Consider the following 25,266-nt stretch of genomic DNA (forward strand, 5'->3'; position numbering starts at 1 on the left):
TTGGCGCGCCTCGCGCGTGGCGACGGCGGCCCGCCCGCAGCGCCCGGCTCCACGCGCCGCATCCGCCGGGCTTTGCCGGCACGCGTTTTGAGCGTGGCGTCTCGATCAATGCTTCGTCCCGTCCTCCGTCCTTCTTCCCGCTCTTCGTCCTTCGCCCCTCACCTCTCGCCTCTCGCCCATCTCCAATGGCCCCGCAATTCGCCAGCGTCGCGAAGCGCGCGCCGGCGAAATGCTCGGCATGCGCGGCGGTGCCTGCCGCTCGAACGGACGTGAGAGCGTGTTATAAACATGCCCTCGAACGAGGTTCGACAAGCGTGCGCCCCGCGCCGGAAATCGCATGGGCATGCGCGCCGTACAATCCGTGCCGGAACCCTCGGGCCGCCTTCGGCGGCAAGCCGTCAAACTTTTGTTGGTAATCTATTCGTGACACGGCCCAATGCCGCCAGCCTCCCATCGATGATCATTCCACGCATCTACCCGCTCGGCGATACCGCCATCGTCTGCGAGACGCCGCCTCCCGCGACGCTGGAATGCCAGCGCCGCGTCTGGGCAGTCGCGAACGCGGCGGCGGACTGGCAGCACGTCGTCGACATCGTACCCGGCATGAACAATCTGACCATCGTGTTCGATCCGCTCGCGACCACCGCCGGCACGCTTGCGCCGCGGATGAAAGCCGCCTGGCGCGACGCCGACAGCGTTGCCGAGAGCGGCCGCGAAATCGAGATTCCGGTCGACTACGGCGGCGAGTTCGGCCCCGATCTCGACGCGGTTGCCAAACATACGGGGCTTGCCATCGACGAAATCGTGCGGCGTCATGCGGGCGGCAGCTATATCGTGTTCTTCCTCGGCTTCCAGCCGGGCTTCACCTACATGGGCGGCCTCGAAAGCGCGCTGCACACGCCGCGACGCGCGGTGCCGCGCGTCGAGGTGCCGGCCGGCTCGGTCGGCATCGGCGGCGAGCAGACCGGCATCTATCCGGCCGCGGCGCCCGGCGGCTGGCAACTGATCGGCCGCACGCCGCTCACACTGTTCGACCCGGCGCGCACGCCGCCCACGCTGCTGCAGCCGGGCGATCGCGTGCGCTTCACCATTGCGGGGGTACATACCGGATGACATCGAGCCACGCCACGGGCGGCATTGAAGTGCTGCGCGCCGGGCCGCTTTCGAGCGTCCAGGATCTTGGACGCCGCGGCTACCGCCATCTCGGCGTCGCGCAGAGCGGTGCGCTCGACACGCTTGCGCTCGAAGTCGGCAATCGCCTCGTCGGCAACCGGCCCGAGGCCGCGGCGATCGAAATCACGCTCGGGCCCGCGTCGTTCCGCTTCCCGCGCGCCACGCGCATTGCGATCACCGGCACCGAATTCGGCGCGACGCTCGACGGCAGGCCGGTCTATTCGTGGTGGAGCGTGCCCGTCGCGGCCGGGCAAACGCTCACGCTGCCCGCCGCGAAACGCGGGATGCGCGGCTATCTGTGCGTGATGGGCGGCATCGACGTGCTGCCGATGCTCGGCTCGCGCAGCACCGATCTGGCATCGCATTTCGGCGGACTCGGCGGCCGCGCGTTGCGTGACGGCGACCGGCTGCCGACCGGCGCGCCGCCGCCGGACGCGCCCGGGTGCGTCGCGCCCGGCGCGCCCGAATTCGGCCTGAAAGCGCCCGCCTGGTGTTCGTTCGCGCGCGTCGACACGGCACGCCGCCACAAGCACGCGCATGCGTCGTGGGCGATGCCCGTGCGCGTGCTGCCCGGCCCGCAGTACGCGAGCTTCACGCCGACCGCGCAGCAGGCGTTCTGGGACGACGAATGGATCGTCACGCCGAGCAGCAACCGGATGGGTTACCGGCTCGCGGGCACGGCGCTTGCGCGTGACGGGCGCGACGATCTGCTGTCGCACGCGGTGCTGCCCGGCACGATCCAGGTGCCCGGCAACGGTCAGCCGATCGTGCTGATGAACGATGCGCAAACGACGGGCGGCTATCCGCGGATCGGCTCGGTGATCCGCGCGGATCTGTGGAAACTCGCGCAGGCGCGGCTGAACCTGCCGATCCGCTTTGTCCGCGTGACGGCAGACGAAGCGCGCACGGCGCTCGACGCCGAGCGCGTGTATCTGCGCCAAATCGATATCGCCATCGAAATGCGCGACGAGGCGCGCGAGCGTGTGCTTGCCGCACGCGGCGCAGCCGCTTGATGAGCCGGCGGCGCGAACGCACGCGCACCGGCGCCGAACCTGGGAATGCGAACGCCATGCACATCGATTTGAACGCCGACCTCGGCGAAGGCTGCGGCTCCGACGAGGCACTCCTCGATCTCGTCACGTCGGCGAACATCGCATGCGGCTGGCACGCGGGCAGCGCGCAAGCGATGCGTGACTGCGTGCGCTGGGCGCTCGACAAGGGCGTCGCGATCGGTGCGCATCCGAGCTTTCACGATCCCGAGAACTTCGGCCGCACGGAAATGAACCTGCCCGCGTGCGAGATCTACGCGGGCGTGCTCTATCAGTTGGGCGCGCTGTCGGCGATCGCGCTGGCCGAAGGCGGACGTCTCGCGCACGTGAAACCGCATGGCGCGCTGTACAACCAGGCCGCGCGCGATCCGGCGATCGCCGACGCGGTTATCTCGGCAGTCCACGATTTCGATCCGTCGCTCGCGGTGTTCGGGCTCGCGAAAAGCAGCTTCATCGCCACCGCGCGACGCGCGGGGCTCGTCGCCATCGAGGAGGTATTCGCCGATCGCGGCTACCGCGCCGACGGCTCGCTCGTGCCGCGCACCGAACCCGGCGCGCTCGTCGACGACGAAGGCGAGATGCTCGCCCGCACGCTGGAGATGATTCGCGGCCGGCGCGTGCGCGCGGTGACGGGCGAATGGGTGCCGCTCGACGCGCAAACCGTCTGCCTGCACGGCGACGGGCCGCATGCGCTCGCATTCGCGCGCCAGATCCGTACAGCACTCGACGCAGCCGGCATCGGCGTGCAAGCGCCCAGCGCAGCGTAGGCGCAGCCGCATTTCGCGCGTCCGCCCACGTCCGCACGCTCGCGCACGTCGATTGGCGCATCCGCGATGCGCGTGCCCGCCTGTGGCCCAACCGCGCGCCAGCGCATCGCACGCCGCATGTGGCCGCGCTGGGAAATCCAGCGGGACTTTGCCACAATACCCGTCCAGACGAGGATCTCGATAGGCTTGCACACCGGGCATACCCACGCCGATGAAGCGCACGCTCCGGCATCCGATCCTGATCACCCGGCTCCCCCGCCGCCGCGCAAAGACGGCGCTCGCCCCACCCATGTCAGGAGAATATGCCCATGTCGGACACCGTCAGCCTATGGCCGCTCGTCGGCGTCGCCGTGATCGTCGCCGGTTTCGCGTTGCGCTTCAATCCGATGCTGATCGTCGCGCTCGCCGCGATCGCAACGGCGGCCAGCGCACACTTGCCGCCCGCGCGCATCCTCGCCGCAATCGGCGCGGGCTTTCTGAAAACCCGCAACATCCCGCTCATCATTCTGCTGCCGCTTGCCGTGATCGGGCTGCTCGAGCGGCACGGGCTGCGCGAGCGCGCGCAAGCCTGGATCGCCGGCATTCGCGCGGCCACCGCCGGACGTCTGCTCATCGTCTATCTGATCGTGCGCGAACTGAGCGCGGCCGTCGGCCTCACCGGCCTCGGCGGCCATCCTCAGATGGTGCGCCCGCTGATCGCGCCGATGGCCGAAGGCGCCGCCGAAAACCGCTTCGGCCCGCTGCCCGACGCCGCCCGTCATCGGCTGCGCGCCTACGCGGCCGCGACCGACAACGTCGGCCTGTTTTTCGGTGAGGACATCTTCGTCGCATTCGGCGCGATCGTGCTGATGGTGACGTTCCTCAAGGAGGCGGGCGTGAGCGTCGAGCCGATGCACGTCGCGTTGTGGGGCATCCCGACCGCGCTCGCCGCGCTCGCGATCCACGGCTTCAGACTCTGGCGCCTCGACCGGCAACTCGAGCGCGAACTGGGCGGCCTCGCCGCCGCTCGGCACGCAGACGGGCCGCGCGCCGCCGATGGCGCGCAGCACGCCGGTCAAGCCGGGCGCGCCGCGCCCGAAGCGGACGCGAAAGCCGCACCCCGCCGTGGAGACCGCGCATGACGCTCACCATCAATGCGCTCTACTGGCTCGCCGGTGCGGTGCTGCTCGCGGTCAGCGCGACGATCATCGCCGATCGCTCGCATCCGCGCCGTTTCACGGCGGGCGGCTTCTGGCTGCTGTATGCGCTCGTCTTCGTCGCCGGCGACCGGCTGCCCGTCGAATCGGTCGGCGTGATCGCCATCGTGATGGCCCTGATTGCCGGCTGCGGCGGCGTGACGGCGGGTAAAGCCGGGCTGCCGTCCGACGGCGAGCGCCGCGCCAGCGCGGCGCGCATCGGCAACCGGCTGTTCGTGCCGGCGCTCGCCATCCCGTTCGTGACCGTGGCGATCACGCTCGCGGCGAGCCATCTGCACATCGGCGGCGCACCGCTCGTCGAGCCGAAAAACGTCACGCTGATCGGCTTCGGGATCGGCTGCGTGATCGCGCTCGGCATCGCGTGCCGGATCACCCGCGACACCGTCGGCCAGTCGCTGCACGAGGCGCGGCGCCTCGTCGATGCGCTGTCGTGGGCGGCCGTGCTGCCGCAGATGCTCGGCATGCTCGGGCTCGTGTTCGCGCAGGCGGGCGTCGGCCGCGCGGTCACGCATCTGACTGTCGCCTATGTGAATCTCGACTACCGGTTCGTCGCGGTCGCCGTCTACTGTGTCGGCATGGCGCTCTTCACGATGGTGATGGGCAACGGCTTCGCCGCGTTTCCGGTGATGACGGGCGGAATCGGCGTGCCGATTCTCGTCGGCAAATTCCATGGCGATCCGGCCGTGATGGCCGCGATCGGCATGTTCTGCGGCTACTGCGGCACGCTGATGACGCCGATGGCGGCCAACTTCAACATGGTGCCCGCCGCGCTGCTCGAGTTGCCGAACAAGAACGGCGTGATCCGCGTGCAAATTCCGACGGCGCTCGCGTTGCTCGCGACGAATATCGTGTTGCTGAATGCGTTGATGTTTCGATGAGCGACCGCACGCGATACGCTCAAAGCGCACGCGCTCACGATATTGCGATGGGCTCGGGGCCCCCATCGTCCGAATCGCCTGCCACAACCGGCCGGACAATCGATGCGAACCGGCGCGAATCGGTTTCCTTTCATGGAACGGAATGGACCACGCCGCAGACAGCAGCCGGTGGCAGGCATCGGCGCACCGTTGCGCGCGCTGCCGCCCCCCTTTCACCCCGCATCCACCCGATACCCCAGCTCCCGCAGCAGCTCGAGCACGCCCTTCGGCCCGCCCAGATGCAGCGCGCCGATCGCGACGAACAGCGGCCGGTTCGGCGCGGCGATCGCCGTCATCCGCGACACGAAGCGGCGGTTGCGCTCGTAGACGATCTTGTTGTCGATCGACTCGGCAATCAGTTTTACGCGCGCGAGCCGCTCCGTCTTCGCCACCGCCCAGGCCGCGATCGCGTCCGCATCGCCGATGCGCCAGAGGCGATGCAATGCACGCACGTCGTCGGCATTTTGCGCGGGCGTCTGCACAAGATCCTGCGCCAGCATCTCGCGCTGCTGCGCGAGCGTGAGCCCGGTGAACGCGCGCATCTGCTCGGCAAGCGTCTCGAGCCCGACCACCTTGCCGCCCTTCTTGCGCAAAAAGATATTCTGAAGCTGCGCCTCGGTGCCGTATTCGGTTTGCAGCCCCGCGGACAGCGAATCGTAGGTTTCGACAACGAGCGCCGCCAGCCACGGCCGCATGTTGCGAATGCCGGCAAGCGCGGCCGCATTGCCGCGCAGCCGGCCCGCGAGCCGCTGCCATAGCGGCGCAGGCAGCAGCCGCGGCAGGCACGCGTAATTGCAGACGCCGTACTTCGACACGTCGTCCTGCGATTCGAGCAAATCGTCCGGCGACAATTCGAGCGCCAGCGTGGGCGACGCGGCGAGCGCCGCCAGAATCGGCTGACGAAACGGCTGCGTGCTCGGATAGTCGGCCGGATCGCCGACATGCAGCGTGCCGAGCAGATAGAGCGTGACCTTGCCCTTCGTCGCGACATAGAACGGCATCCGCGCGGGCTGCGTGCGCACCGAGCCGCTCGCGACGGTGCCGTTCGACGACACCGGCGCCGGCACGTGAAACCCCGGCAACGACAAGCCCGGCGAAGGAATCGTCGATCGCGGCACGGGCGCTGTCGCGGCCGCGGCCGCCGCGCGCGCGGCGCCGGGCGGCCACGCGATGCCGCCCGTCACGCATGCGCCGACGAGCGCGGCGCCCACGAGCGCCCGCGCGCGCCAGCATCGAATCGGCAAACCGGCGGGCGGCGCTGCACGCTGGCCCATCCGGCGCGGACGGCGCACGGCACCGCGCGCCGCGACCGCTTCAGGCATGCACGTCCCCCACCTCCTCGGCGCGGTGGCAGGCAACGAGCCGGCCGTCGACGTCGCGCAGCTTCGGCTCGTCGGCGCGGCAGCGCTCGACCGCATACGGGCAACGCTGATGAAACGCGCAGCCCGACGGCGGATTGAGTGGCGACGGCAACTCGCCTTGCAGCTTGATCTGGATCTTGCGATCCGCCTCGAAGATCGCGGGCGTCGCCGACATCAGCGCGCGCGTGTACGGATGGCGCGGCCGCGCATAGATCGTCTTCTTGTCGCCAAGCTCGGCGACGCTGCCGAAGTACATCACCATCACGTCGTCGGCGATATGCTCGACCACGGCGAGGTTGTGCGAGATGAACACGTAGCTCGTCTTGAACTGATCCTGCAGATCCATGAAGAGATTCAGGATCTGCGCCTGGATCGATACGTCGAGCGCGGACACCGGCTCGTCGGCGACGACGATCTGCGGCTCGAGGATCATCGCGCGCGCAATCGCGACGCGCTGGCGCTGGCCGCCCGAAAACATGTGCGGATAGCGCTTCGCGTGCTCGGGCCGCAGGCCGACCGTGCGCATGATCTGCGCGACCCGTTGCGCGCGCTCGGCAACGGTAAGCTGGGTGTTGATCGCAAGCGGCTCGGCAAGCGTTTGCTCGACGGTCTTGCGCGGGTTCAGCGACGCGAACGGATTCTGGAACACCATCTGCACGCGGCGGCGCAGCACGGCGATCGTCGCCGGGCTCGCGCCCGCCACATCGCAGCCGTCGATCGACAGATGGCCGGCGCTCGGCGGCTCGATCATCGTGAGCTGCCGCGCGAGCGTGGATTTGCCGCAGCCCGATTCGCCGACGACCGCGAGCGTCTTGCCGCGCGCGAGCGTGAACGACACGCCGTTCAGCGCCTTCACGGTGCCTTGCCCGAACATCCCTTTTTTGACTGTGTAGTGCTTCGCGAGCCGATCGGCGACGAGCACGACGTCATCGCGCACGGCGGGCTCGCGCGCGTCGAGAATGGCGTTCATCGTGCGCCTCCTTCAGTGTGGGCCGCCCGCAGGTTCAGCGGCCGGATGCAGCGCGCGCGCATCGCGGCGCCGGGCGCCAGTTCGGCGAGTGCCGGATGCGCTTTCGCGCAATCGTCGACGGCGTACTTGCAGCGCGGCGCGAACAGGCAACCGCTTGGCCGGTCGTCGCGGCCCGGCACCATGCCGGGGAGCGCGGCCAGCCGCTTCGCCCCCGCATTGTGCTCGGGAATTGCCGCGAGCAACGCTTCGGTATACGGATGATGCGGATGCGCGAAGATATCCGGCACGCGATTCGTCTCGATGATCTCGCCCGCGTACATCACCGCCACACGCTGCGCGACTTCCGACACCACCGCGAGATCGTGCGAGATCAGCACGAGCGCCATGCCGCGCTCCTTTTGCAGCGTGACGAGCAGATCCATGATCTGCGCCTGGATCGTCACGTCGAGCGCGGTCGTCGGCTCGTCGGCGATCAGCAGCTTCGGATTGCATGCGACCGCCATCGCGATCATCACGCGCTGATTCATGCCGCCCGACATCTGGTGCGGGAATGTATCGATGCGGTTCTTCGCATCGGGAATCCCGACCTGGTCGAGCAGTTCGAGCGCGCGCTTGTTCAGCGCATCGCCGCGCAGGCCCTCGTGCAGCTTCAGCACTTCCCTGATCTGATAGCCGACCGTATAGCTCGGGTTCAGGCTCGTCAGCGCGTCCTGGAACACCATCGCGACGTCCTTGCCGATGATCTTACGGCGCGCCTTCGGGCTCGCGTTCAGCAGATCGATGCCGTCGAACGTGACCTCGTCGGCGCTGACAATGCCGGGCGCGTCGATGAGGCCCATCAGCGCCATCATCGTCACGCTCTTGCCCGAGCCCGATTCGCCGACGACGCCGACCACCTCGCCGCGCGCGATCGACAAATCGACGCCGGCCACCGCCGGCAGCCCGTTGAAATTCACCGCCAGATTGCGGATCGTCAATAGATTGCTCATATCAATGCTCGCCGGCGGCTCCAAAAGTGCTGACCGCCCGTTCGCGGCGCGGCGAACGAGGAGAACGTGGGAATCGTTTCATTCAGGCCATCCGTTTGAGTTTGGGGTCGAGCGCGTCGCGCAGCCCGTCGCCGAGCAGATTGATCGCAAGCACCGAAATCAGGATCGACAGGCCGGGCATCGTGACGATCCACCACGCATTGTCGATATAGTCGCGCGCGGAGGCGAGCATCGCGCCCCATTCGGCCGTCGGCGGCTGCACGCCGAGGCCGAGAAAGCCGAGCGCGGCCGCGTCGAGAATCGCCGACGAGAAACCGAGCGTCGCCTGCACGATCAGCGGCGCCGTGCAGTTCGGCAGCACCTGCGAGAACATCAGCCGCGGCGTGCCCGCCCCCGCGACGCGCGACGCCGTCACGTACTCCTTCTGCAGCTCGCCCAGCGCCGATGCGCGCGTGAGGCGCACGTATGCGGGCAGCGCGACGATCGCGATCGCGAACATCGTATTGGTGAGCCCCGGCCCGATGATCGCGACGACCGCGACCGCGAGCAGCAGCGACGGCAGCGCGAGCAGCACGTCCATCACGCGCATCACGGGCGTATCGGCCCATTTCTGGAAGAACGCGGCGACGAGGCCAAGCACGATGCCCGGAATCAGCGCGAGCACGACCGACACGAAGCCGATCCAGAACGACATCCGCGCGCCGTACATCAGCCGCGACAGAATATCGCGGCCGGCTTCGTCGGTGCCGAGCACGAATTGCCAGTTGCCGCCCGCGAGCCATGCGGGCGGAATCTTCACGTAGTCGCGGTATTGCTCGATCGGGCTGTGCGGCGCGATCAGCGGCGCGAACAGCGCGACGACAATGAGCGCGAGCACGATCACGCCCGCGCCGACCGCACCGCGATTGCGCGAGAAGTTCGCCCAGAATTCGCGCAGCGCGAGCGCGCGCCCGCCGACTGCGGCCGCCTGCTGCGGCATCGCGTTTTGAATATCGCTCATTACGCCTCCCGCGATGCCGCGCACGCGCGGCCGAGTGCCGCCGCCGCAGCCGGCGGCCGGGGCAACGAACGGATACGAGTAGGAAAATGCATATCGATTACCTCGTATGGCGGATGCGCGGATTGAGCACGCCGTACAGCAAATCGACGGCCAGGTTCACGACGATCACGAGCGTCGCGATCATCAAAATCCCGCCTTGCACGACCGGATAGTCGCGCCGGCCGATCGCGTCGATCAGCCATTTGCCGACGCCCGGCCACGAGAACAACGTCTCGGTCAGCACCGCGCCCGCGAGCAGCGTGCCGATCTGCAAGCCGATCACGGTGACGACCGGAATCAGCGCGTTGCGCAGCGCGTGCACGACGACGACGCGCGCGGGCGACAAGCCCTTCGCGCGCGCGGTGCGGATGTAATCCTCGCGCAGCACCTCGAGCATCGACGAGCGGGTCATCCGTGCGATCACCGCGAGCGGAATCGTGCCGAGCACGATCGACGGCAGGATCAGATGGCTCACCGCCGACGCGAACGCGCCTTCCTCGCCGGAAATCAGCGTGTCGATCAGCATGAAGCCTGTCGTGTGAGGAATCTCGTACTCGACCGCGAGGCGCCCCGACACGGGCGTCCAGCCGAGATACGCGGAGAACACCATGATGAGGATCAAGCCCCACCAGAAGATCGGCATCGAATAGCCGGCAAGCGCGGTGCCCATCACGCCGTGATCGACGAGCGTGCCGCGCCTGAGCGCCGCGAACACGCCGGCGGGCAGCCCGATGGCGAGCGCGAAGACAAGCGCGCAGATCGATAATTCGACGGTGGCGGGAAAGCGCGCCAGAAATTCGCTCATCACGCTGGTGTTGGTGATGATCGACGTGCCGAGGTCGCCGTTGAGCGCACGGCCGACGTAATGCAGGTACTGGATGGGCAGCGGCTCGTCGAGCCCGAGGCGGTGCATTGCCTGCGCGTGCATCGCGGGATCGACGCCGCGCTCGCCCATCATCACTTCGATGGGGTCGCCCGGTATCAGGTGAATCAGCGCGAACGCGAGCACCGTAATGCCGACGAAAGTCGGAATCACCATGCCCACGCGGCGCAGAACGAATCGGAACATGACGCTTCTCGATATTTTCTTGTGGGAAATGTGCGACCGGCGACGAGGGGCTCATGGCCCCTCGTCGCCGGTCATTATCGTGCATCGGCCTGCCGGCGGCGCGTTTTAGCCGTTATTTCACGCTCACGCCGTCAAAGCGCGCATAGCCGAGCGGGTCGATGCGCATATCGACGATGTTCTTGCGCACCGGCTGATAGACGGTCGAGTTCGCGATCGACGTAAAAGGCACCTGCTGCGCGAAGATCTGCTGCGCCTGCGTGTAGATCTTCGTTCGAGCGTCTTGCCCCGACGTCACGCGGCCCTTTTGCACCAGCTCGTCGAACGGCTTGTAGCACCAGCGCGAGAAGTTGTTGCCCTTGATCGCGTCGCAGCCGAGCAGCGTGCCGAGCCAGTTGTCCGGATCGCCGTTGTCGCCCGTCCAGCCGATCAGCATCGTGTCCTGCTCGCCCGCGTGCGCGCGCTTGATGTATTCGCCCCATTCGTAGGTGACGATCTTCGCCTGCACGCCGATCTTCGCCCAGTCGGCCTGGATCATCTCGCCCATCAGCTTGCCGTTCGGGTTGTACGGGCGCTGCACGGGCATTGCCCACAGCGTGATCGAAAAGCCGTTCGGGAAGCCCGCCTTCGCGAGCAGCGCCTTCGCCTTCGCCGGATCGTAGGCGGCGGTCTTCAAATTCTTGTCATACGACCACTGCGTGGGCGGCATCGGCGCTGATGCCGCCTGGCCCGCGCCTTGATAAACCGACTCGAGGATCGCCTTCTTGTTGATCGCCATGTCGAGCGCCTCGCGTACCTCGAGCTTGTCGAGCGGCTTGTGCTCGACGTTGTAGGCGAGATAGCCGAGATTGAAGCCCGCCTGCGACGGCATTTCGATGTTCGGATCGCTCTTGAGCGTGGCGATGTCGGCCGGGCGCGGATAGCTCATCACCTGGCACTCGTTGCGCTTGAGCTTCTGCACGCGCACGCCGGGGTCCGGCGTGATCGAGAAGATCAGCTTCGAGATCTTCACCGCGCCCTTCTTCCAATAGTCAGGATTGCCATCGAAGCGGATCGTCGCGTCCTTCGTGTAGCTGCGGAAGATGAACGGGCCCGTGCCGACCGGCTTCTGATTGATGTCGGCGGCCTTGCCGGCCTTGAGCAACTGGTCCGCATATTCAGCCGACAGAATCGACGCGAACTCCATCGCCATGTTCTGGATGAACGGCGCGTTCGGCTCCTTCAGCGTGAAGCGCACCGTGTACGGATCGACCTTGTCGATCTTCGCGATCAGCTTGTCGAGCCCCATGTCGGTGAAGTACGGGAACGACACCGGGTACGCCTTCGCGAACGGCTGGCTCGAATCGAGCATGCGCTCGAACGTGAACACCACGTCGTCCGCATTGAATTCGCGCGTCGGCTTGAAGAACTCGGTCGTGTGGAACTTCACGCCGTGGCGCAGATGGAACGTATAAACCTTGCCGTCGGCGGAGATATCCCATTTCTCGGCGAGGCCGGGCTCGACCTTGGTGCCGCCGCGCTCGAACTCGACGAGGCGGTTGTAGATCGGGAACGTCGCCGCGGTGAAATCGACGCCGGTGGTAAATTGCGCGGAATCGAAGCCCGCCGGGCTGCCTTCTGAGCAGTAGACGAGCGTTTTGTTCGGAATCTGCGCGAATGCAGAGCCCGCGATGCCGAGCGATGCCGCTGCGACGCTCGCCGTGGCGGTAACACGCAGGGCGCGCAGCAGTCGTTTATGTTCCATTATTTCCTCCAGTCTCCAGTTCAGGGCCGGCTGGGCCGGCGTAGCCGGATATTACTTGAGCTTTCGTAACGGCAACAAGCTGGAGAAAAATACCGGTGCGGCGGCGAAACGCCCTCGCCACATCGTTCGGCGCGCCGGGCGAAGCCCCGGCGCGTGCGCGCTACCAGTCCGGATCGGCGCGTTTGTCGGGCACGCACGCGATTGCGACGAACGATAACGCAAGCCCCGTCATCACATAATAAGTGGGCGCAAGCGGCGTACCTGTCGCCTTGATGAGCCATGTGACGATGAACTGACCAAAGCCGCCGAACAGCATCACGGCGACGTTATACGCGATCGACAACCCGGTCGAGCGGGCATTGGGCGGAAACGACTCGGCGATCATCGCGCCGAACGGCCCGTAATAGCCCGCCAGCGTAATGGACAGAATCGCCTGAACGAGTATGAGCCGCGCGATGCTCGGCTGCGCGTCGAGCCAGATGAAAAGTGGATAAATCAGCACGAGCGTGAGCCCGAGCGCCCACAGCGACAAGCCCTTGCGTCCAATCCGATCGGACCACGCGCCCGCGAGCGGCGAGAGCACCGTCAACAGCAGGTTGCCGACGATCACCGCATAGAACGACTGCGCATACGGCAGCTTCAGCTGCTTCACCGCAAACGTCGGCAGATAGCTGATCAGCACGTAGATCGTCACCGTGAGCGCGATCACCGAGCCGAGCCCGCACGCGACCGCGCGCCCGTGGCGCACGAGCACCTCGCGCAGCGTCACGCGCGGCGCACGCTCGCGCGCGTGCACGAACGCCTCCGAATCGGCCAGATGCCGGCGCAGATAAAACCCGATCGGCCCGATCAGCAGCCCGAGCAGAAACGGCACGCGCCAGCCCCATGCGTGCAGCGCGTCGGCCGACAGCCCGCGCGTCACCGCCGCGCCGGCGAGCGCGCCGACGAGCAACGCCGCAGCCTGGCTCGACATTTGCCAGCCGCCGTAAAAGCCGCGCCGCGACAGGGGCGCCGCCTCGATCAGCAGCGCGGTCGCGCTGCCGAATTCGCCCCCGGCGGAAAACCCTTGCAGCAAACGCCCGAGCACGATCAGCAGCGGCCCGCCGATGCCGATCGCCGCATAAGTCGGCGCAAACGCGAGCAGGAAGATGCCCGCCGTCATCAGCAGGATCACGAGCGACAGCGCCGCCTTGCGCCCCGCGCGATCCGCGTAGAGCCCGAGCACAATGCCGCCGATCGGCCGCATGAAGAACGCGACGCCGAACGTCGCGGTCGTGAGCAGCAATGCCGAATATTCGTTCGACGTTGGAAAAAACAACTCGGCGATCACAACCGCCATGAAGCTAAACACGGTGAAGTCGTACCATTCGAGCGCGTTGCCGATCACGGCCGCCGCCACCGCACGCCGGTTCAACGCGTGCCCTGCCGATTTCGTCGAAGCCGCAACCGTTGCCATCCCCGCCCCTCGTTGCCGTCGCGCGCCGGACCATGCCGCGCGCCTGCCGTGCGTACCGCCGTCAGCGAGTGTAGAAAGTGGAGGAACCGATTTCAAGCGATAAAAAAAACGCCCAGTGTCGACGGACAGCGGGCGTTTGCACGGCCGAAAGGCGCTGCCGCGGGATTGCCGCGCGACGCGCCACGCGACCGTCAGGCCATCTTGGTGAACGCGCTGCACCAGCCCTTCGCCGAGACCTGCTTGCCGGGGAACGCGCCGCACGGCCCAGACGCCGAACCTTTCTTGCCCTGATACAGCATGCAGCCCGAGCATGTCTCGCCGGCCGCGTATTTCGGGTACTTCGCCTTGTCGACCTTGGCAGCATCGGCCTTATAGCCGAGCGCGCCAGCGGTCGGATCGGTTTCGGCCAGCATCGGCAGATCGGCGGCGAACGCTTCGCGCGTCAACGCGAGTGCGGACAGCGCGCCGACACTCGTCATCAGGAAAACCCTGCGAGACGTCTTCATGGGAATTCGCTCCAACATATATATTGTGGGGTTGTCGCCTCCGGGGCCTGCTCACGCTAATCACGTGCTGCGCCCGCCGCCGCGCAGTTTTCAAGGTCGCGGCCATGAGCGTGGCTGCGTGCCATGTGGCTGGCCGCACTCGCCTGCCCGCTCGGGTTTAGCGTGAACAGGCCCTCGTCAGCACAAGTAAGCATACGCTTCATGCACCCGGCTGTGGCACGGGTGATGCCGGAGATAAAGGATTCGCCAACAGCCGGCGCACCCGCGCCGCATCGGCCGCGCACCCGCCACGCTCAAGCGCGCGCGATCATCTCGCCGACGCGCTGCGCGATCGCGAGCGACGCCGTCAGCCCCGGCGATTCGATGCCGAACAGGTTCACGAGCCCGCGCACGCCATGCTGCGCAGCGCCCTGGATCACGAAATCGGCGGCCGGCTCGCCGGGCCCCGCCACCTTCGAACGCACGCCCGCGTATGCCGGTTGCAGCGCGCCGTCGGGCAGGCCGGGCCAGTAAGTGCGAATCGCCGTGTAGAACGCTCCGGCGCGGCGCGGATCGACGTCGTAGCGCAACGTATCGATCCATTCAACGTCGGGCCCGAAACGCGCGCGCCCCGCCAGATCGAGCGTCAGGTGCACGCCAAGCCCGGCCCGGTCCGGCACCGGGTAGACGAGATGGTTGAACGGCGCGCGCCCCGACAGGCTGAAATAATTGCCGCGCGCCAAATAAAGCGGTGGCACCCAGCGCGGATCGAACCCGCCGATGCGCCGCGCGAGCGCCTGCGCACCGAGCCCCGCGCTGTTGATCACGCACGCGGCGTCAATCTCGGCAGGCGCGCTTGCGCCGACGCGCACCACGAAGCGCCCGCCCGCCGCGTCGACCGATTCGACCGGCGAGCGCAGCGCGCATACGGCGCCTTCACGCTCGGCATCGCCCAGCAGCGCAAGCATCAGTTGATGGCTGTCGACGATGCCCGTGCCCGGCGAGAACAGCGCCTCGACGCATTCGAGCGCGGGCTCGAGCGCCTGCACTTCGTCGCGCGACAGCGTCAGCAGATCAAGCACGCCGTTTTCCTCGGCGCGCGCGGCAATCGCCTTCAGCTGCTTTGCCTGTCCCGCTGACGTCGCAACGATCAGCTTTCCGCAACGCTTATGAGGAATGTTGTGAGTTTCGCAAAAATCGTACAGCAGATCGCGCCCATGCACGCACAGCGACGCCTTCAACGAGCCGCGCGGATAGTAGATTCCCGCGTGTATCACTTCGCTGTTGCGCGCGCTCATTCCGGTGCCGATCGCATCGGCCGCCTCGACAATCAGCGTTTCGCGCCCGCGTGCGGCCAATTCGCGCGCGATCGCAAGGCCCACCACCCCCGCGCCGATCACCACACAATCTATCCGCTCCATCGTCATTCGCGTCGCTCACGCGCTTGAAAGCAGGATTTTCGATTGTACGTCGCGCCCGCGATGGATGCGCGATGTGAAAATGCGCGCGCCGATCGCAAACGCGAGCACGCCCGCCAGCGCGCTAAAACCCGATCGACCGGCGCCGCCCTGCGCTTTCATCGACGTCGATGTCGCATGGCACGATGATGTCGCGCCCGTCGAGCCGCGCCGCACCGAATGCGTGCAGCAGCGTGCGGCGCATCGTGCGCGGCGGCATCGCGGCAAGCACGTCGAGCGCATCGTCGCCGAGCGTCTCGGGAAAACGCCGCCCCCACGCGTGCGCGTTACGGATCTCCATGTAAATGGTCTGCGCGATCCGGCGCGCGCCCGCCGGATCGGGCGGCTCGATCTCGTAGACGTTCATCCGGTTCAGCAGCGGCTCGGGAATCGCATGCGCGTCGTTCGCGGTCGCGATCCAGATCACGTTGCCCGCGTCGATCGGCACCTCGGCGAACTCGTCGACGAACGCGCGCGCGGTGTCGTACTCGAGCAGCGCGTACAGCGCACCGAGCGGATCGTATTGCGCGTCGCTGCCCGCCTTGTCGATTTCGTCGATCGCGATCACCGGGTTCGCATAGCAACCGTTGACGAGCGCATCGAACACCTTGCCCGGCTTCGCGTTCTTCCACTGCGACGAGGCGCCCGACAAGACCCAGCCCGCCGTCAGCGAACTCATCGGCACGTAGTGGTAAGCGGTCCCGAGCATTCTCGCGAGCGCCTTCGCGAAATGCGTCTTGCCAATGCCCGGCGCGCCGAGCAGCAGAATCGGCATCAATTCGAGGCGGTCGTCGGTTTCCAGACAGAGCGCGACCTGCTTGCGCACGTCGTCGAGCGGTTCGGCGAAATTCGGCAACGCCTCGGCAAGCGAATCGAACGCGGGCATCCGTGTCGGCTTCACGCAAAAGCGCAGGTTCCCCGATTTCAGCATTTTCTCGTAGGTCGCGCGCAATGCGTCGCTCGCGCCTTCGTTCAAGTCGTTCAACGCCGTCTCGACGCGCTCCATATCGTAGACCGTGCTGAACGACGCCACCGCCAGTTCCTGTTTCACCATTGCCGTCGTCATTGCCCACCTCGTCTTGCTTACCGCCATGCGGCCCTTAACTTTCACGACTTCAGTGTATCCAGCCGAAACACACACGCAAGCGAGCAGCCGCCGCAGGGTGCTGCTAACATGCAAGCGCCGCGCGGCGCGCGTATCATCGTCAATTCGCGCCGATATCGTGCCGGACACCCCGTCCGTGCGTTCGCGGCATGCGCTGTTCGCGGCGCGCCCATTCGTTGGTTTGCCGCGCACGCGCGCTTGCAGCGCCGCGCGGCGCACTCATCCCGTTAAAGCGGCCGATCGCGGCGGCGCGGAAAAAAGATGAACCGCGCCCGAACCCGCACGGTCTGAAGTTGGTTCATTCGTTTAGACGCAAGATGCCTGCCTGCCTCGCCCTCGCCAGAAAATTGCTGCTCGACGCCGGCGCGGCGGCCGCGCTCGGCGCCGCCGCCGGTGGCGCGTATGCGCAGAGCGCTTCGCAACCCGCCTCTCAGCCCGCTTCATCGCCCGCGTTTCAGCCCAGTTCGCAGCCCGTTATCGATTGGGAGATTCAAGTCGTGCGCGACGGTCAAACAGTCGACACGTTCAAGCAGAAAACCACGGTCGGCCAAGCGCGCTCGGATACGCACCGCTTTGCCGCCGCGTCCGGCGGCGGTTGCGGCACGGCGGACACGGCCGGCGCATGGGGGGCGTCGGGCGGGGCTGCGGCGTCGGGTACATCAGGCGCATCCGCCAGCCTGTCGAACGCAGCGAGCGCCGATGGGGCATCCGCGTCGGCGCCGGCCGCAACCGAGGACACATCGTCCGCCCACCCCGCCGCCGCGCCTTCACGAACGATCACGGTCGCGCCGCTCTACGTCGAGGACGATGCGGTCTCGCTCGCGATCGACGTGCAGGAAACGTTCCCCGACAGCGACACCGCGCGCACGGCAAGCAGCGCGCCGTGCTCCGCTTCACCGCGACGCATTGTCGCGAGCCATCCGGGCCTGAACGCGCGCGCCGCCCAGTGGACCGACTGGACGCTCGCCGAGCGCGATCCGCGACTCGTCTACCGCATACGCGCCCGCGTCGTCGAGAATTGACCGATATGCACGTGCCCAAACCGCTCGCGCTCGCCGAACCGCAGCCTGTCGCCAACGAAATCACCGCGGTGAGCTGGAACCTGCACAAGGGCCGCTCGCCGCTCGGCTTTACCGCATGGCATGCGATGCGCAGTTGGGTACAGGCAACGCACGCCGACATCTATTTCCTGCAGGAGGCGATGGCGCGGCGCATGCCGCGGCCCGTGCTCGCGCCGGGCTTCGGCGCGCAGATCGAGGAGCCGGTCGACGATGTCTGGCATTGCCAGGCCACCGAGATCGCGCGCTCGCTCGACTGGCAGATCGCGCTCGGCCTGAACGTCTTCAAACCGTCGTGGCGGCACGGCAACGCGATCCTGTCACCGCATCCGCTCGATCTCGGCGGCCGCTGGGACATCTCCGCGCACCGTTTCGAGCGCCGCGGCCTGCTCGTCGCGCGCGCGACGCTGGCTGGCGCGGCAGAGCCCGTCACGCTGATGTGCGCGCACCTCGCGCTCACGCGCGCCGCGCGCCTGCGGCAAATGAACTGGATCGCGCATTGGATCGAGCGCAACGCGAACACCGGGCCGCTCGTCCTCGCGGGCGATTTCAACGACTGGCGCAACGATTCGATCCCCCTTTTCAACGAGATCGGCTTATCCGAAGTCGCGACGCTGCTCGGCGAATCGGGGCGCACGTTTCCCGCATTCTCGCCCGCGCTCGCGCTCGACAAGATGTTCGTGCGCGGGCTCACGCCGCTCGAATGGCGCGCGCCGGCCGACGAGGCGGCGTGGCTGTCCGACCATCTGCCGTATGTTGCGCGGCTGCGCTTCGACTAGGCGCGCCCGCCCTCCTCCGGCGCACGCGGGCGCGGCCTCGCCGCCCAAAGCCTTGACGCCGTCCCGGCAATCAGACCCGCGATTCGCGCAAGCAAGGTAAAATAGCCGGTCTTCCAATCGTCAGTTATATCGAGTAGGCGCGCGCTTCGCGCCCGCCTGTCGGCCGCGGTCCGCGGATCACGCGCCGGTGCTCTCGTTTTTCGCCGTTTTCGAATCCATGAGCAAATACGACATCGCTACCGTCCTGTCCGTCCATCACTGGACCGATACGCTGTTCAGCTTCACCTGCACCCGCGATCAAGGGCTGCGGTTCAACAACGGCGAATTCACGATGGTCGGCCTCGAAGTCGACGGCAAGCCGCTCGCGCGCGCGTACAGCATCGTCAGCCCGAACTACGAGGAGCATCTCGAGTTCTTCAGCATCAAGGTGCAGAACGGCCCGCTCACGTCGCGCCTGCAGCACCTGAAGGTGGGCGACAGCGTGCTGATCGGCAAAAAGCCGACCGGCACGCTCGTCGCCGACAATCTGCTGCCCGGCAAGACGCTGTGGCTGCTGTCGACGGGCACGGGTCTCGCGCCGTTCATGTCGATCATCCGCGATCCGGATATCTACGAGCGCTTCGACAAGGTGATTCTCACGCACACTTGCCGGCTGAAGGGCGAACTCGCGTACATGGACTTCATCAAGCATGACCTGCCGGGCCACGAATACCTCGGCGACGTAATCAAGGAGAAGCTCGTTTACTACCCGACGGTCACGCGCGAGGAATTCGAGAACGAAGGCCGGATCACCGATCTGATCGCGACGGGCAAACTGTTCTCCGATCTGGACATCGCACCGTTCTCGCCCGAGCATGACCGCGTGATGCTGTGCGGCAGCACCGCCATGCTGCGCGACACGACCGAGCTGCTGAAGCAAGCGGGCTTGGTCGAAGGCAAGAACAGCGCTCCTGGCCATTACGTGATCGAACGCGCGTTCGTCGACTGATCTTTTTTTCGACTCACGTCAAGAACCGGAGCCTCAGGCTCCGGTTTTTTTATGTCAGCTCTTGGCAACATAGTTACAAAACGTCATATTTTTATCTCAAAATAGTTACAAGTTTGCGTCGCGTTTCAGAAACCGCTTGTCGGTATTATTCCTACACCGGAAATGCCGGCGAGTCACGTTACCCGACTGGGAACGTCCATCTGGCATGACCGTAGCGGTATTCTGAGATATCATGCGCGGCGCGTGAAAACGGTCCCATGCACTGTTACAGTGCCAGACCAAATGTTACTAGTTGTAAATAATATTTCCGGGGCACATCGCTGACTCGATCCGGTAAGGCCGCGCCGGTTGACTGGGTCGGCGGCCGTCCCATTGTGTGTCTGAATAGCTTTCTGACCGAAAGGGAGAGTCATGGATACGCCGTCTATTGCGCCGTCCCAGGCCCACGCCGCCGCGCCATCGATCGATGCGCAGGCCGATGCCGCCTTTCCCTTCGTTTCCCGTCCCGCCAAGCATCACGCCGTGCCGGTCGCGCGCCGCCGCGCCAGCGCGCGCGGCGCGCGCACGCATGCCGAGCGCGCGGCCGCAGAGCATACCGCCGCCGACGAATCCATACGCCGCCACTTCGCCGGCGAACTGCACGACGGACTCGGCGCCGAACTCACCGCCGCACGCTTCGCGCTCGCGAACGTCGAGACCTGGCTGCCCGCCGATTCGCCCGACGCGTGCCGCCGCGCGCTCGCGCTCGCGCAGCAGGCGCTCGACGCCGCAACGGCAACGAACCGCCGCCTGATCGACACGCTGCGCACGCCGGCGCTCGACCTCGGGCTTGCCCGCACGCTCGCTGCGTGGATCGGCGCGCACGGCGGGCGCACCGGCTTGCGCACCCGCTTCGTCTGCGCCGCCGACGCACGCATCGCGCGATTGAGCGCCGACGGCGCGCTCGCCGTCTTTCGCGTCACGCAGGAAGCGCTCGCAAACGTTGCAAAGCACGCGCGCGCTTCGGCGGTCGACGTGCGCATCGACACCAATGCCACGCATCTGATCCTCACCGTCGCAGACGACGGCGCGGGCATCCCGCGCGCGTGCCGCCACGGCTATGGAATCGGCAGCATGCGCGCGCGCTGCGAAGCAGCGGGCGGCACGCTCACGCTCAGCGTACCGCACACCGGCGGCACCACGCTGCGCGCACGCTTCGCGTGGCCGGCGCTCGTCGACGCGCCGGCCGAAAGTCCGTGGCAGGAGGCGCGATGAGTCTGAATATTCTGCTCATCGACGATCATGCGATCGTCCGCCAGGGCGTGCGCCAGTTGCTGATCGACCGCGGCATCGCGCGCGACGTGGTCGAGGCGGAAAACGGCGCCGACGCGCTCGCCGCGGTCGAGAAGACCGGCTTCGACGTGATCCTTCTCGATATCTCGCTGCCCGACATCAATGGGCTCGAAGTGCTCAAGCGCCTCAAGCGCAAGCTGCCGCGCACGCCGGTGCTGATGTTTTCGATGTACCGCGAGGATCAGTACGCGGTGCGCGCGCTGAAGGCGGGCGCGGCGGGCTATCTGTCGAAGACGGCCAATGCGTCGCAGATGGTGTCGGCGATCAGCCAGGTCGCGTCGGGCCGCAAATACGTGAGCCCGGCGATGGCCGAGGCGCTGGCCGAATATGTGTCGTTCGAGAACGAGCCGCTGCCGCACGAAAAGCTGTCCGACCGCGAGTATCAGACGCTTTGCATGATCGCGTCGGGCAAGCGCCTGACCGATATCGCGCATACGCTGTCGCTATCGGTGAAGACGGTCAGCGTGTACCGCACCCGGCTGCTGGAAAAGATGAAGCTGTCGAACAACGCGGAACTGACGTTCTATGTGATGAGCAACCGGCTCGTCGATATGAATCCCGCGATCGGCGCGTAGCGCGCGCCGCCATGCGCAACCGGTTGTTTTCATTGAGCGATTCATTTTCTTCCGGCAATACGCACGCGTAACGCGATGCATCGGCAGACGCGCCGTATCCGTTAAGATAGCGGGTTTTCCACTCGTCCGGTGCCCCGCGCGCCGCAGGCACTTTTTCCCGTAATGTCCCTCTTTCGCAAGAAAAACGTCGACCGGATGATCGCCGGCGCACAGGCAGCCGGCCTGAAAAAAGCCCTCGGCGCAGTCGACCTCACCTTCCTCGGCATCGGCGCGATCATCGGCACCGGCATTTTCGTGCTGACTGGCACGGGCGCCGTGCAGGCCGGCCCCGCGCTGATGCTGTCGTTCGTGATCGCGGCGATCGCGTGCGGGCTGTCCGCGCTGTCGTATGCCGAATTCTCGTCGACGATCCCCGTCGCCGGCTCGATCTATACCTATTCGTATGCCACCCTCGGCGAACTCGCCGCGTGGATCATCGGCTGGGATCTGATGCTCGAATACGGGCTCGCCGCGTCCGCGGTGTCGGTGGGCTGGTCCGGCTATCTGCAGTCGCTGCTGCAAGGCTTCGGGCTCTCGCTGCCGACCGCGCTCACCGCCGCGCCGGGCGCGCTGCCGGGCGTCGTCACATGGTTCAACCTGCCCGCGTTCGCCGTGATGCTCGTCATCACGACGCTGTTGTCGATCGGCATTCGTGAATCGACGCGCGTGAACAACCTGATGGTGTTCGTCAAGGTCGCGGTCGTGCTGCTCGTGATCGTGGTAGGCGCGTTCCACGTGACGCCTGCGAACTGGAAGCCGTTCATGCCGCACGGCCTGTCGGGCGTATTCGGCGCGGCAGCGGTGATGTTCTTCGCGTTCATCGGCTTCGACGCGGTGTCGTCGGCGGCCGAGGAAGTCAAGAATCCGAAGCGCGATCTGCCGATCGGCATCATCGCGTCGCTCGCCGTGTGCGCGTTCCTGTACGTATCGGTCGCGGCGATCGCAACGGGCATCGTGCCGTGGTCGAACTACGCGAACGTCTCGCATCCGATCTCATACGCGCTGCAGGTGGCGGGCCAGAAATGGGTCGCGGGCTTCATCGATCTTGGCGCGGTGGTCGGGATGCTGACCGTCATTCTCGTGATGAGCTACGGCCAGACGCGGATCGTCTATGCGATGTCGCGTGACGGCTTGCTGCCCGCCGCGTTGTCGCGCGTGCATCCGCGCTTCGCGACGCCGTTCCTCACGACTTGGCTCGTCGGCCTGTTCTTCGGCCTGATCGCCGCGCTGATCCCGCTCAACGTGCTCGCCGAGTTGATCAACATCGGCACGCTCGCCGCGTTCTCGATGGTATCGGTCGCGGTGCTCGTGCTGCGCCGCACGCACCCGCACCTGCCGCGCGCGTTCCGCTGCCCGGGCGTGCCCGTCGTGCCGCTGTTCGGCGTGGCCGCGTGCCTGTTCCTGATGCTCAACCTGCAACCGACGACGTGGATCGCGTTTGTCGTGTGGCTCGTGATCGGCCTGGTGGTGTACTTCGCGTACTCGCGCCGCCATTCGAAGCTCGGGCAAGGCGTGCAGACGGACTGAAGCGGCGGTGCCCGCCGCCGCTTCGCGAGGCATCCGCGCGGCGGCCTCGCCGCTTCCGGCAATCGCCGGCAAACCCCTCGTTTTCCGGAACGAGGGGTTTGTTTTTTGGCATGCACGCCGGCATCTGCACGCTTTTTCCGGACACGCCATAATCGCGCCATCGAGCGGCCGCCTGCCGGCGGCCGCGCCATCGAAGGAACCGGATCATGGAAAGCATGGATCTCGACGTACTGCGCACGAGCGCGCGCTGGCTCGCCAACGGCCGCCGCGCGCTGCTGGTGACGGTGGTGCGCACCTGGGGCTCGTCGCCGCGCCCCGAAGGCGCGATGCTCGCGGTGCGCGACGACGGCCTCGTCGCCGGCTCGGTGTCGGGCGGCTGCATCGAGGATGATCTGATCGCGCGCGTGCAGGCATCGGGAATTGCGTCGTTCGTGCGGCCCGAGGCGATCAAGTACGGCGTGACGGCCGAGGAGGCACACCGCTTCGGCCTGCCGTGCGGCGGCACGATCGAGCTGGTGCTCGAGCCGCTGTCGGACGCGTCCGGCATCTCGGCACTGTGCGACGCGCTGGCGCGCGGCGGGCTCGTCACCCGCACGCTCGAACTGGCCACGGGCGCGGTAACGCTCGCGCCCGCGCTCGCGAGCGACGGGCTTGCATTCGACGGCGCGCGCCTCGTGACGGTCCACGGCCCGCGCTACCGGATGCTCGTGATCGGCGCGGGGCAGTTGTCGCGGTATCTGTGCCAGATCGCGGTCGGGCTCGACTACCAGGTGACCGTGTGCGATCCGCGCGACGAATACACGCACGCGTGGGACGTGGCGGGCACGCAGCTCGTGCGCACGATGCCGGACGACACGGTGCTCGACATGCGGCTCGACGCCCGCTCGGCAGTGGTCGCGCTCACGCACGATCCGAAGCTCGACGATCTGGCGCTGATGGAAGCGCTGAAAACGCCGGCGTTCTACGTAGGTGCGATCGGCTCGCGGCGCAACAGCGCGGCACGGCGCGAGCGGCTGCGGGAGTTCGATTTGAGCACCGGGGAACTGGCGCGGCTGCATGGGCCGGCGGGTATCTACATCGGCAGCCGCACGCCGCCGGAGATCGCGGTGTCGATCCTTGCCGAGGTCACGGCAGCGAAGAACGGTGTGTCACTGCCGACGATCCTGCAAGTCGAAGGGGCAAAAGCGGCACGCGAACGCGATGCGGCCAACGGAGCGGTTTGCGGAATTTGATCGGCGCCGTGCATAAGGCGGGCAACGCTATGTCCAAATGCAAATTTCAGGCAGCGCGTGCCGCTTCGTTCACGCTGCTTGCGCGCGTGAGACAAATTCCGTGAGCGATCGCGTAACCCATCCGGCAACCGCGTCCGTGACCGAAACTTATTTGCGGGATTTTCACCGGCGTCACACCGGCGCAACACGCACCGCGTTCGGCCATCTCGCCGCGCGTTCCCGTCAGACGGAATACGAATCGTCGTATCACGCGCTGGCTACGTTGGTGCCAAACTCGCACGAACGCCAATCGGTTCTCGATCTCGCTTGCGGCGATGGCCGGCTGCTCCGAATACTTTGCGACCGCCATCCACCGCGGCTGCGTCTGGCCGGCATCGACATCAGCCAGCACGAACTGGATGCAGCAAGAGCCACCCTTCCGTCCAGTGTCCTGCTGTCACAGCAACGCGCGCAGCATTTGTCATTCGAAGATGCATCGATCGACTGGGTCCTGTGCCACATGGCGATCATGCTGATGGACGATGTCGAACAAGTGCTGGGAGAGGTGAGCAGAATCCTGCGCCCCGGCGGCCGGTTCGCCGCGATCGTCGGACGCACGTTCCTGCTTGGCCCAGCGAACGAGATCTTTGCCGATATATTGCGCACGGTAGCTAAAACCGATACGCCGCCGCTATCGTTCGGCGACCGGAGGACACGAAACGAAGCCGGGTGGGCGGAATTGCTCCGAGCCGGATTCGGCGAGTTGCACTTCGACGACATCGACGTGCACTGGCGACCCACGCCCGACGAGTTATGGACGTCGCTGACCGAAACCTACGATGTGGATCAGTTGCCCACCGGCACAAAAGAACGCTTGCGCCACGCATTGCTACCGGCGCTGGCGCCGCTTTGCCATCGCGACGGCACGATTCACACCGGATGGGGGCTGCGCCGCGTGCTGGCGCGCAACGTATAGCCCGCCT

The 25,266-nt window shown here is 66.6% G+C and carries 23 protein-coding genes; 13 read left to right on the forward strand and 10 right to left on the reverse strand.

Annotation, left to right across the window (positions count from 1 at the left end; genetic code table 11):
* Nucleotides 1–456: 456 nt before the first annotated feature.
* From pxpB to WS68_RS20105, 5 genes are all read left to right on the forward strand, one after another.
* Nucleotides 457–1,113, forward strand: a complete 657-nt coding sequence (pxpB, locus tag WS68_RS20085; protein ID WP_059572407.1) for a 5-oxoprolinase subunit PxpB — start codon at nt 457–459, stop codon at nt 1,111–1,113.
* Nucleotides 1,110–2,186 (forward strand): biotin-dependent carboxyltransferase family protein, encoded by a 1,077-nt coding sequence (locus WS68_RS20090; RefSeq protein ID WP_059572408.1) that lies wholly within the window; start codon nt 1,110–1,112, stop codon nt 2,184–2,186. Before pxpB ends, WS68_RS20090 begins: the two co-directional genes overlap by 4 nt.
* A gap of 56 nt (nt 2,187–2,242) precedes the next feature.
* The gene (gene pxpA / locus WS68_RS20095; protein ID WP_059572540.1) at nt 2,243–2,989 is read left to right on the forward strand and encodes a 5-oxoprolinase subunit PxpA; all 747 of its coding nucleotides are present in this window, start codon (nt 2,243–2,245) and stop codon (nt 2,987–2,989) included.
* Nucleotides 2,990–3,297: 308 nt separating this feature from the next.
* Nucleotides 3,298–4,110, forward strand: coding sequence for a DUF969 domain-containing protein (locus WS68_RS20100; RefSeq protein ID WP_059572409.1), 813 nt, complete (start codon nt 3,298–3,300; stop codon nt 4,108–4,110).
* Nucleotides 4,107–5,063: a DUF979 domain-containing protein gene (locus WS68_RS20105; RefSeq protein WP_059572410.1), complete on the forward strand. Its 957-nt coding sequence runs from the start codon at nt 4,107–4,109 to the stop codon at nt 5,061–5,063. Before WS68_RS20100 ends, WS68_RS20105 begins: the two co-directional genes overlap by 4 nt.
* A gap of 212 nt (nt 5,064–5,275) precedes the next feature.
* Here the strand turns inward: WS68_RS20105 and WS68_RS20110 are convergent, their stop codons facing one another.
* The 10 genes from WS68_RS20110 to WS68_RS20155 all read right to left on the reverse strand — a co-directional run bounded on the left by WS68_RS20110 (nt 5,276) and on the right by WS68_RS20155 (nt 16,735).
* The gene (locus WS68_RS20110) at nt 5,276–6,376 is read right to left on the reverse strand and encodes a TraB/GumN family protein (protein ID WP_442857180.1); all 1,101 of its coding nucleotides are present in this window, start codon (nt 6,374–6,376) and stop codon (nt 5,276–5,278) included.
* Nucleotides 6,377–6,416: 40 nt separating this feature from the next.
* Entirely contained in the window at nt 6,417–7,433 is a 1,017-nt protein-coding gene (locus WS68_RS20115) for a peptide ABC transporter ATP-binding protein (RefSeq protein WP_059572412.1), read from the reverse strand.
* Entirely contained in the window at nt 7,430–8,422 is a 993-nt protein-coding gene (locus tag WS68_RS20120; protein ID WP_059572413.1) for an ABC transporter ATP-binding protein, read from the reverse strand. Before WS68_RS20120 ends, WS68_RS20115 begins: the two co-directional genes overlap by 4 nt.
* 82 nt (nt 8,423–8,504) lie before the next feature.
* Nucleotides 8,505–9,422 (reverse strand): ABC transporter permease subunit, encoded by a 918-nt coding sequence (locus WS68_RS20125; protein WP_059572414.1) that lies wholly within the window; start codon nt 9,420–9,422, stop codon nt 8,505–8,507.
* A 97-nt stretch (nt 9,423–9,519) separates the two neighbouring features.
* The gene (locus tag WS68_RS20130; RefSeq protein ID WP_059572415.1) at nt 9,520–10,530 is read right to left on the reverse strand and encodes an ABC transporter permease subunit; all 1,011 of its coding nucleotides are present in this window, start codon (nt 10,528–10,530) and stop codon (nt 9,520–9,522) included.
* A 112-nt stretch (nt 10,531–10,642) separates the two neighbouring features.
* Nucleotides 10,643–12,271, reverse strand: coding sequence for an ABC transporter substrate-binding protein (locus WS68_RS20135; protein ID WP_059572416.1), 1,629 nt, complete (start codon nt 12,269–12,271; stop codon nt 10,643–10,645).
* A 160-nt stretch (nt 12,272–12,431) separates the two neighbouring features.
* On the reverse strand, nt 12,432–13,727 hold the full coding sequence (locus WS68_RS20140) for an MFS transporter (RefSeq protein WP_059572417.1): 1,296 nt from the start codon (nt 13,725–13,727) through the stop codon (nt 12,432–12,434).
* A gap of 191 nt (nt 13,728–13,918) precedes the next feature.
* Nucleotides 13,919–14,233 carry a high-potential iron-sulfur protein gene (locus WS68_RS20145; RefSeq protein ID WP_059572418.1) on the reverse strand — a complete coding sequence of 105 codons (315 nt, stop codon included), beginning with the start codon at nt 14,231–14,233 and terminating at the stop codon, nt 13,919–13,921.
* Nucleotides 14,234–14,526: 293 nt separating this feature from the next.
* On the reverse strand, nt 14,527–15,639 hold the full coding sequence (locus tag WS68_RS20150) for an NAD(P)/FAD-dependent oxidoreductase (protein ID WP_082710173.1): 1,113 nt from the start codon (nt 15,637–15,639) through the stop codon (nt 14,527–14,529).
* Nucleotides 15,640–15,754: 115 nt separating this feature from the next.
* Entirely contained in the window at nt 15,755–16,735 is a 981-nt protein-coding gene (locus WS68_RS20155; protein ID WP_059572542.1) for an AAA family ATPase, read from the reverse strand.
* Nucleotides 16,736–17,091: 356 nt separating this feature from the next.
* On the opposite strand from WS68_RS20155, the gene WS68_RS20160 reads away from it, so the two are divergent.
* The 8 genes from WS68_RS20160 to WS68_RS20195 all read left to right on the forward strand — a co-directional run bounded on the left by WS68_RS20160 (nt 17,092) and on the right by WS68_RS20195 (nt 25,259).
* Nucleotides 17,092–17,796: a hypothetical protein gene (locus tag WS68_RS20160; protein ID WP_059572419.1), complete on the forward strand. Its 705-nt coding sequence runs from the start codon at nt 17,092–17,094 to the stop codon at nt 17,794–17,796.
* Between the two features lie 5 nt (nt 17,797–17,801).
* Nucleotides 17,802–18,611, forward strand: a complete 810-nt coding sequence (locus WS68_RS20165; protein ID WP_059572420.1) for an endonuclease/exonuclease/phosphatase family protein — start codon at nt 17,802–17,804, stop codon at nt 18,609–18,611.
* A gap of 217 nt (nt 18,612–18,828) precedes the next feature.
* Nucleotides 18,829–19,599: a ferredoxin--NADP reductase gene (locus WS68_RS20170; protein WP_059572543.1), complete on the forward strand. Its 771-nt coding sequence runs from the start codon at nt 18,829–18,831 to the stop codon at nt 19,597–19,599.
* A 411-nt stretch (nt 19,600–20,010) separates the two neighbouring features.
* Nucleotides 20,011–20,853 carry a sensor histidine kinase gene (locus WS68_RS20175; protein WP_059572421.1) on the forward strand — a complete coding sequence of 281 codons (843 nt, stop codon included), beginning with the start codon at nt 20,011–20,013 and terminating at the stop codon, nt 20,851–20,853.
* Complete coding sequence (gene rqpR / locus WS68_RS20180) at nt 20,850–21,506, forward strand: response regulator transcription factor RqpR (protein WP_059572422.1); 657 nt, start codon at nt 20,850–20,852, stop codon at nt 21,504–21,506. The genes WS68_RS20175 and rqpR overlap by 4 nt, the downstream gene beginning before the upstream one ends.
* Nucleotides 21,507–21,668: 162 nt before the next feature.
* Complete coding sequence (locus WS68_RS20185) at nt 21,669–23,072, forward strand: amino acid permease (protein WP_059572423.1); 1,404 nt, start codon at nt 21,669–21,671, stop codon at nt 23,070–23,072.
* Between the two features lie 206 nt (nt 23,073–23,278).
* The gene (locus WS68_RS20190; RefSeq protein ID WP_059572424.1) at nt 23,279–24,304 is read left to right on the forward strand and encodes an XdhC family protein; all 1,026 of its coding nucleotides are present in this window, start codon (nt 23,279–23,281) and stop codon (nt 24,302–24,304) included.
* Nucleotides 24,305–24,440: 136 nt separating this feature from the next.
* Nucleotides 24,441–25,259 (forward strand): class I SAM-dependent methyltransferase, encoded by an 819-nt coding sequence (locus WS68_RS20195; protein ID WP_059572544.1) that lies wholly within the window; start codon nt 24,441–24,443, stop codon nt 25,257–25,259.
* Nucleotides 25,260–25,266 lie beyond the last annotated feature (7 nt).

It is taken from the genome of Burkholderia sp. TSV86, assembly GCF_001522865.1.
Classification (GTDB): domain Bacteria; phylum Pseudomonadota; class Gammaproteobacteria; order Burkholderiales; family Burkholderiaceae; genus Burkholderia.